Here is an 813-nt window from a genome sequence, read left to right on the forward strand (position 1 = left end):
AACGCAACGCATAGCAAAAATGCCACGCGTTGCGAATCACACTTAAACAGATTGTTATATTTCTTTTCCCTCGAAATAAGCTATTGCCCTTTTTCGAACTAATCCAACTTCTATGTAATTCCACCCTCCACCAATAACCCCGCCAACTATTGGCAATGTTTTGGTTACAATGCCTTTCTGAGTCACTTTAATCCCAAAATATTTCAGCATTATTTTTTTGAACTGTTTGAGTGTTTCCTTTGACAAATATTTCTTTATAGCTGCACGTGTAACGCCCATCCCTCCACGTATACCAAACTCTCTTACAACTTGACTTGTAACATTCATACCAAAGATTGGTATTAACAACTCCCACTTAGCATCTTCGTCATCAAAGAAGTTTTCATCGTATATCACTGCAGCTCTTGCAACCGCAGCTACTTCAGTACGTAACGTAATCGCAACATCAGTTGTCGCTGCAGGAACCGCTGTCCAAGGATTAGATGGAAGCCCCGTTACAAATCCTGTTGAAGAAGCTTTCCACCTAGCGGACGAGAATGCTCTCTCTGCTAATTTTTGATTGCTTAGATCAGGGTACTTTTCTCGTTCCGCTTTGACAGATGCAATAATAGCTGGCGGATCAATTTCAACAACCCATTCTAAAGCTTTGGTTAAAGCTTTATTATTTTCACTCATATAACCTCACTAGAAATATAACGCCCTGTTAAGGTGTGAGCAACGCAATACCAAAGCCGCCGCATGCCACCTTAAACACTAAAACCAACGCATAGTAAAAATGCCACGCGTTGCGAATCACTCTTAAACAGATTGTTA

At 40.6% G+C, this 813-nt stretch carries 1 protein-coding gene; it reads right to left on the minus strand.

Translation table 11 applies throughout. The annotated features are described in order from the left end of the window. Positions 1-54 precede the first annotated feature (54 nt). Positions 55-675 (minus strand): hypothetical protein, encoded by a 621-nt coding sequence (locus KIV41_RS24080; protein WP_083151204.1) that lies wholly within the window; start codon positions 673-675, stop codon positions 55-57. Positions 676-813 lie beyond the last annotated feature (138 nt).

Source organism: Vibrio sp. D401a (assembly GCF_030248515.1).
In the GTDB taxonomy this organism is placed as follows: domain Bacteria; phylum Pseudomonadota; class Gammaproteobacteria; order Enterobacterales; family Vibrionaceae; genus Vibrio; species Vibrio rotiferianus.

Excerpts from the sequence above, each read along its gene's own strand:
- KIV41_RS24080 (WP_083151204.1), bottom strand. The coding sequence starts at position 675 with ATGAGTGAAAATAATAAAGCTTTAACCAAAGCTTTAGAATGGGTTGTT.